Source organism: Ornithinibacter sp., from assembly GCF_035443565.1.
In the GTDB taxonomy this organism is placed as follows: Bacteria; Actinomycetota; Actinomycetes; order Actinomycetales; family Dermatophilaceae; genus Fodinibacter.
Window position 1 is genome coordinate 1 of the sequence record NZ_DAORSO010000139.1, and the last position, 5,830, is coordinate 5,830.

The window sequence follows — 5,830 nt, forward strand, 5'->3', positions numbered from 1 at the left end:
GCGGTGTCGAAGACCATGGTGTCGACCATGCCGCTGAAGGCCGGCAGCAGCACCTCGAGGGTGTCGACGGCGTCGAAGACCGGCTCCTTGTCCTCCTGGAGGTCGCGGTTGTACGCCAGGGGTAGCGACTTCAGCGTCGTCATGAGCCCGGTGAGGTCACCCACGAGGCGGCCGGCCTTGCCGCGGGCCAGCTCGGCGACGTCCGGGTTCTTCTTCTGGGGCATGATGCTCGACCCCGTGGAGTAGGCGTCGTCCAAGGTGATGAACGAGAACTCCTTGGTCGCCCAGAGCACGACCTCCTCGGCCAGGCGTGAGATGTCGACGGCGGTCATCGCGGCGACGAAGGCGAACTCGGCGACGAAGTCACGCGACGCGGTGCCGTCGATGGAGTTCTCGACCGAGGAGTCGAAGCCGAGGTCCGCGGCCACCGCCTCGGGGTCCAGCCCGAGGGACGACCCCGCGAGCGCCCCGCTGCCGTACGGCGAGACCGCGGTGCGGACATCCCAGTCGCGCAGGCGGTCGACGTCGCGCAGCAGCGCCCAGGCGTGCGCGAGCAGGTGGTGCGAGAGCAGCACCGGCTGGGCGTGCTGGAGGTGGGTACGACCCGGCATCGCGACCCCGAGGTGCCGCGTGGACTGGGCCACGAGGGCGTCGACGACGTCCAGCGCCAGGCCGGCGACGACCCGCGCGTGCTCACGCAGGTACATCCGGAACAGGGTGGCGACCTGGTCGTTGCGGGAGCGGCCCGCCCGCAGCCGGCCGCCGACATCCGCGCCGGCCCGCTCGATGAGACCGCGCTCGAGCGCGGTGTGGACGTCCTCGTCGCCGTGCTCGGGCACGAACGCCCCGCTCTCGACGTCGACCCGCAGCCGGTCGAGCGCGTCGAGCATCGCCTCGAGGGTGGCGTCGTCGAGCAGGCCCGCCCCGTGCAGGACCCGGGCGTGGGCGCGGGACCCCGCGAGGTCGTGCAGCGCCAGTCGCCAGTCGAAGTGCGTCGACTTCGACAGCGCCGCGAGGGCATCCGCCGGACCGCCGGCGAAACGGCCACCCCACAGGGCGGTGCTGGCACCCTGTGCGGGCTGGGACGGATCTGACCGACTGGTCGAATCTGCACCGGCGGCGGACTGGCTCGTCGGGTCGGTCACTGGGGGTCCCTTCGGGTGTAGGCCATGAGTCGGTCGACGAGGTCGCGGCTTGCCGAGGCGCCGCGCGTCACGACCATGATGGTGTCGTCCCCGGCGATCGTGCCGAGCACCCCGTCGATCGTGGCGTGGTCGAGCGCCGAGGCGAGGAAGTTCGCCGCGCCGGGGGGCGTGCGCAGGATGACGAGGTTGGCCGAGGCCTCGGCCGACACGAGCAGCTCGTGGCAGCGCGACTGAAGTCGGGTGCCGCGCTCCTCACCGTCGGTGGCGGGGCGCACGGTTCGGTCGCCACCCTCCCCCGGCACGGCGTAGACGAGGCTCTTGCCGACCCGGACCCGCTCGGCCCCCACGTCGACGAGGTCGCGCGACAGGGTGGCCTGGGTGACCTCGATGCCGTCAGCGGCGAGGTGGTCGAGCAGCTCGGTCTGCGAGCGGACCGGTGTCGCGGCGAGGATCTCGACGATCCGCTGCTGGCGGGCAGCACGCGACGTCGAGATGGTCATCGACCGTCCCCGGCACGGTGCTGCTCCATCAGCCACGACAGCAGGGCCTTCTGCGCGTGCAGGCGGTTCTCGGCCTCCTGCCACACCAACGACGAGGGCCCGTCGATGACGGAGGCGTCGACCTCGTACCCGCGGTAGGCCGGCAGACAGTGGAGGAAGACGGCATCCGGCGCCGCCTTCGCCATGAGCGCCTCGCTGACCCGGAAGGGTTCGAAGGGGCTGGCCGCACCGTGGCGCTGCTCGCTCTCGGCCTCCATGCCCATCGAGACCCACGTGTCGGTGGCGACGACGTCGGCGCCGCTCGCCGCGACCACGGGGTCGTCGGTGATGAGGATGGACCCACCCTGTGCGGCGGCGTGACGCTGGGCGCGGGCCACGATGTCGGCCCGGGGTTGGTGCGAGGCCGGGGTCGCGATCCGCACGTGCATCCCGGCCAGGGCGCACCCGAGCAGGTACGAGTGCGCCATGTTGTTCGCACCGTCACCGAGGTAGGTGAACGTCAGGCCCGCGGTGGTGCCCTTGACCTCGGTGATCGTCAGCAGGTCGGCGAGGATCTGGCACGGGTGGTAGTCATCGGTGAGGGCGTTGACCACCGGCACCCCGGCCTGCGCCGCCATCTCCTCCAGCCGGCTCTGCTCGAAGGTGCGCCAGACGATGGCTGCCGACTGCGGGCCGAGGATGCGCGCGACGTCGGCGACGGACTCGCGCTCGCCGACCCCGGCCAGACGCCCGTCGATGACCATCGGGTAGCCGCCGAGGTGCGCCACGGCCCCGACGAAGGAGACCTGGGTGCGCAGGGTCGGCTTGTCGAACAGGATCGACACCGTGTGTGGCCCGGCCAGGCACTGGTCGGAGAACGGTTCGGCCTTGAGCGCCAGAGCGCGCTGGAGGACCTCGTGCTGCTCTGCTGCGGAGAGGTCGTCGTCGGCGAGGAGGTGCCGCAGGGTCATGGGGTGTCCTTGAGGGTCGATGCCGCGTCGAGCAGCTCGGGAAGGGCGTCGATGAACAGGTCGAGCTCGTGCGTGGTGATGACGAGGGGCGGGACGAGGCGCAGCGCATCCGGTGCGACGGGGTTGACGATGAACCCGGCCTCGCGAGCGAGGGCGGCCACCGTCGCCGACACGTCAGCGGCCAGGGTGATGGCTCGCATGAGACCGGCGCCCCGTACTCCTGTGACGAGGGGGTGCCCGAGCGCCAGCACCCGGCGCTCGAGGTGCTCACCGGCCAGTCGGGCGTGCTCGATCAGGCCCTGGGACTCGATGGCGTCGAGCACCGCCAGCCCGGCAGCGCACGCGAGCGGGTTGCCCCCGAACGTCGACCCGTGGTTCCCGGGCGTGAGCATCGTGCTCACTCGCGGGCCGAAGGTGATCAGCGCCCCGATCGGCACTCCCCCACCGAGCCCCTTGGCCAGGGTGATCGCGTCGGGAACGACTCCCGTGTGCTGGAAACCGAACCAGGTCCCGGTGCGGCCGATACCGGTCTGCACCTCGTCGAGGATGAGCAGCGCGCCCACCTCGTGGGTCAGCTCGCGGGCGAGCCGCAGGTAGGCGCCGTCGGCGGGGCGGACCCCGGCCTCACCCTGGATGGGCTCCAGGACCAGCGCCGACGTCTGCGGGCCGACGGCCGCCCGCAGGGCCGCCTCATCACCCCAGGGCACGTGCGTCACCCCGGGGATGAGCGGTTCGAACGGCTCGCGGTAGGCCGGTTTGTGGGTCAGCGCCAGCGCGCCGGTGGTCCGCCCGTGGAAGGCGCCTTCCGCGGCGACGATGTCGGTGCGGCCGGTGCGGCGGGCCAGCTTGATGGCCGCCTCGAGGGCCTCGGTGCCGGAGTTGCAGAAGAACACCGCGGAACCCTCCGGTGCCTTCGCGAGGTGCAGCAGCTTCTCGGCGAGCTCGACCTGGGCGACGGTGGTGAAGAAGTTCGACACGTGGACGAGCTGCCCGGCCTGCTTGGACACCGCCGCGACGAGGGCAGGGTGGTTGTGGCCCAGGGCGTTGACGGCGATCCCGCCGACGAGGTCGAGGTAGCGCCGGCCGTCGACGTCCCAGACCCAGGCCCCGTCGCCGTGGTCGAGGACGAGCTGGGGGCGCCCGAACAGGTTCAGCAGCGAGCCCTCGTAGCGCTCGATCCAGGCCGCGGTGGCCTCGCCGGATGCCGTGGTGGCGGATGCCGTGGACGCGTCACTCATCGTGGACCTCCCGATCGGGCAGAACCATGGTGCCGATGCCCTCGGACGTGAACACCTCGAGCAGCAGGCTGTGCGGCTGGCGCCCGTCGACGACGTGCGCCTGGGGCACCCCGGCCTCGACGGCCCGGATGCAGGCCTCGAGCTTGGGGATCATCCCGGCGTCGACGGTCTCTAGCAGGCGACGCGCCCTGGTCACCGACAGCTCGGAGAGCAGGCTCGCCCTGTCGGGCCAGTTCGCGTAGACCCCCTCGACGTCGGTGAGCACGACGAGCTTGCGCGCCCCCAGGGCGGCCGCGAGTGCAGCGGCAGCGGTGTCGGCGTTGACGTTGAGCACCTGGCCGTCGGTGTCGAGATCGGGGGCGATCGTCGACACCACCGGGATGCGGCCTGCGTCGAGCAGGTCCAGGACAGCGGTCGGGTCGACCTGCACGACGTCGCCGACGAGGCCGATGTCGTGCTCCTCGCCGTCGACGACGACGCCGCGACGACGCGCACCGAACAGCCCGGCATCCTCACCCGAGAGCCCCACGGCGACCGGGCCGTGCTGGTTGAGCAGGCCGACGAGCTCACGACCCACCTGGCCGGTGAGCACCATCCGCACGACGTCCATGACCTCGGGCGTCGTGACCCGAAGCCCGCCCTTGAACTCGCTCGCAAGGCCGAGGCGGTCGAGCATGGCCTTGATCTGCGGACCACCGCCGTGAACGACCACCGGGCGCAGGCCGGCGAAGCGCAGGAACGCGATGTCCTGGGCGAATGCGGCCTTCAGGGCGTCGTCGATCATCGCGTTGCCGCCGTACTTCACGACGACGAGGGCACCTCGGAAGCGTTCGAGCCAGGGCAGCGCCTCGACGAGCGTGCTCGCCTTGGACTGGGCGACACGCAGGGCGGCGGCGTCGATGGCGCCGCGCAGAGCCTGGTCGGGGGGTGGCATGTGGGTGTCCTTCGGTGCGATCTGGTGGCTCAGGTGGAGTACGCGGAGTTCTCGTGGACGTAGTCGTGGGTCAGGTCGTTGGTCCACACCGTCGCGGTGGCCGACCCGGCGTGCAGGTCGACGACGACGCGGACCTCGCGGGCGGTGAGGTCGACCAGGGATCGGTCCTCGCCGACTCCCCCGGCCCGACAGACCATCAGCCCGTTCATCGACACGTCCAGCTCGGCAGGGTCGAACAGCGCCTGCGTGGTGCCGACGGCGGCCAGCACCCGGCCCCAGTTGGGGTCGTTGCCGAACACGGCGCACTTGAAGAGGTTGTTGCGCGCGACCGAGCGCGCGACCTCGAGCGCGTCGTCCTCGGATGCCGCCCCGGTCACCTCGATCGCGATGTCGTGGTGCGCACCCTCGGCGTCGGCGATCAGCTGACGGGCGAGGTCAGCGCACACCTGCGTCACGGCATCCGTGAGGTCTGCGAGGGCCACCGTCGTGCCCGAGGCACCCGAGGCCATGAGCAGCACCGTGTCGTTGGTCGACATGCAGCCGTCGGAGTCGATGCGATCGAACGTCATCGCGGTGGCCGAGCGCAGGACGGCGTCGAGGTCGTCGGCGACGTGGGCGCCCTCGATGACGGCGTCGGTCGTGATGACGACGAGCATCGTCGCGAGCGCCGGGGCGAGCATGCCGGCGCCCTTGGCCATGCCCCCGACCGACCAGCCGTCGCGGACAGCCGTCGCGGTCTTCGGCACCGAGTCGGTCGTCATGATGGCCGTCGCCGCTGCCAGGCCGCCGTCGACGGAGAGTTCCTCGACAGCCGCCTCGACGCCGGGCAGCAGCAGCCCCATGGGCAGGCGTTCACCGATCAGCCCGGTCGAGCAGACGACGACGTCGCCGGCCGCCACCCCGAGCACCTCACCGACGTGCTCGGCCGTGCGGTGGGTGTCCTGGAAGCCGGGGGCACCGGTGCAGGCGTTGGCGCCACCACTGTTGAGCACGACGGCATCCGCCCGTCCGTCGCTGATGACGGTGCGTGACCAGGTGACCGGCGCGGCCTCCACGCGGTTGG

General features: G+C 71.7%; 6 protein-coding genes. All 6 read right to left on the reverse strand.

The window, feature by feature from the left end:
• Positions 1 to 1,055: argininosuccinate lyase (argH, locus tag PLL68_RS11835; RefSeq protein WP_324534336.1), on the reverse strand; the 1,055-nt coding region annotated here is incomplete at its 3' end.
• Between the two features lie 86 nt (positions 1,056 to 1,141).
• Positions 1,142 to 1,645 carry an arginine repressor gene (locus PLL68_RS11840; RefSeq protein ID WP_324534326.1) on the reverse strand — a complete coding sequence of 168 codons (504 nt, stop codon included), beginning with the start codon at positions 1,643 to 1,645 and terminating at the stop codon, positions 1,142 to 1,144.
• Entirely contained in the window at positions 1,642 to 2,595 is a 954-nt protein-coding gene (argF, locus tag PLL68_RS11845) for an ornithine carbamoyltransferase (RefSeq protein ID WP_324534328.1), read from the reverse strand. Before argF ends, PLL68_RS11840 begins: the two co-directional genes overlap by 4 nt.
• Entirely contained in the window at positions 2,592 to 3,833 is a 1,242-nt protein-coding gene (locus PLL68_RS11850) for an acetylornithine transaminase (protein WP_324534330.1), read from the reverse strand. The genes argF and PLL68_RS11850 overlap by 4 nt, the downstream gene beginning before the upstream one ends.
• A complete protein-coding gene (gene argB, locus PLL68_RS11855; RefSeq protein WP_324534332.1) occupies positions 3,826 to 4,767 on the reverse strand; it encodes an acetylglutamate kinase in 942 nt (313 codons plus the stop codon). The genes PLL68_RS11850 and argB overlap by 8 nt, the downstream gene beginning before the upstream one ends.
• Before the next feature lie 29 nt (positions 4,768 to 4,796).
• Positions 4,797 to 5,830, reverse strand: a 1,034-nt coding sequence (gene argJ / locus PLL68_RS11860; protein WP_324534334.1) for a bifunctional glutamate N-acetyltransferase/amino-acid acetyltransferase ArgJ, incomplete at its 5' end; no start/stop codon positions are given.

Excerpts from the sequence above, each read along its gene's own strand:
- PLL68_RS11840 (WP_324534326.1), bottom strand. The coding sequence starts at position 1,645 with ATGACCATCTCGACGTCGCGTGCTGCCCGCCAGCAGCGGATCGTCGAG.
- argF (WP_324534328.1), bottom strand. The coding sequence starts at position 2,595 with ATGACCCTGCGGCACCTCCTCGCCGACGACGACCTCTCCGCAGCAGAG.
- PLL68_RS11850 (WP_324534330.1), bottom strand. The coding sequence starts at position 3,833 with ATGAGTGACGCGTCCACGGCATCCGCCACCACGGCATCCGGCGAGGCC.
- argB (WP_324534332.1), bottom strand. The coding sequence starts at position 4,767 with ATGCCACCCCCCGACCAGGCTCTGCGCGGCGCCATCGACGCCGCCGCC.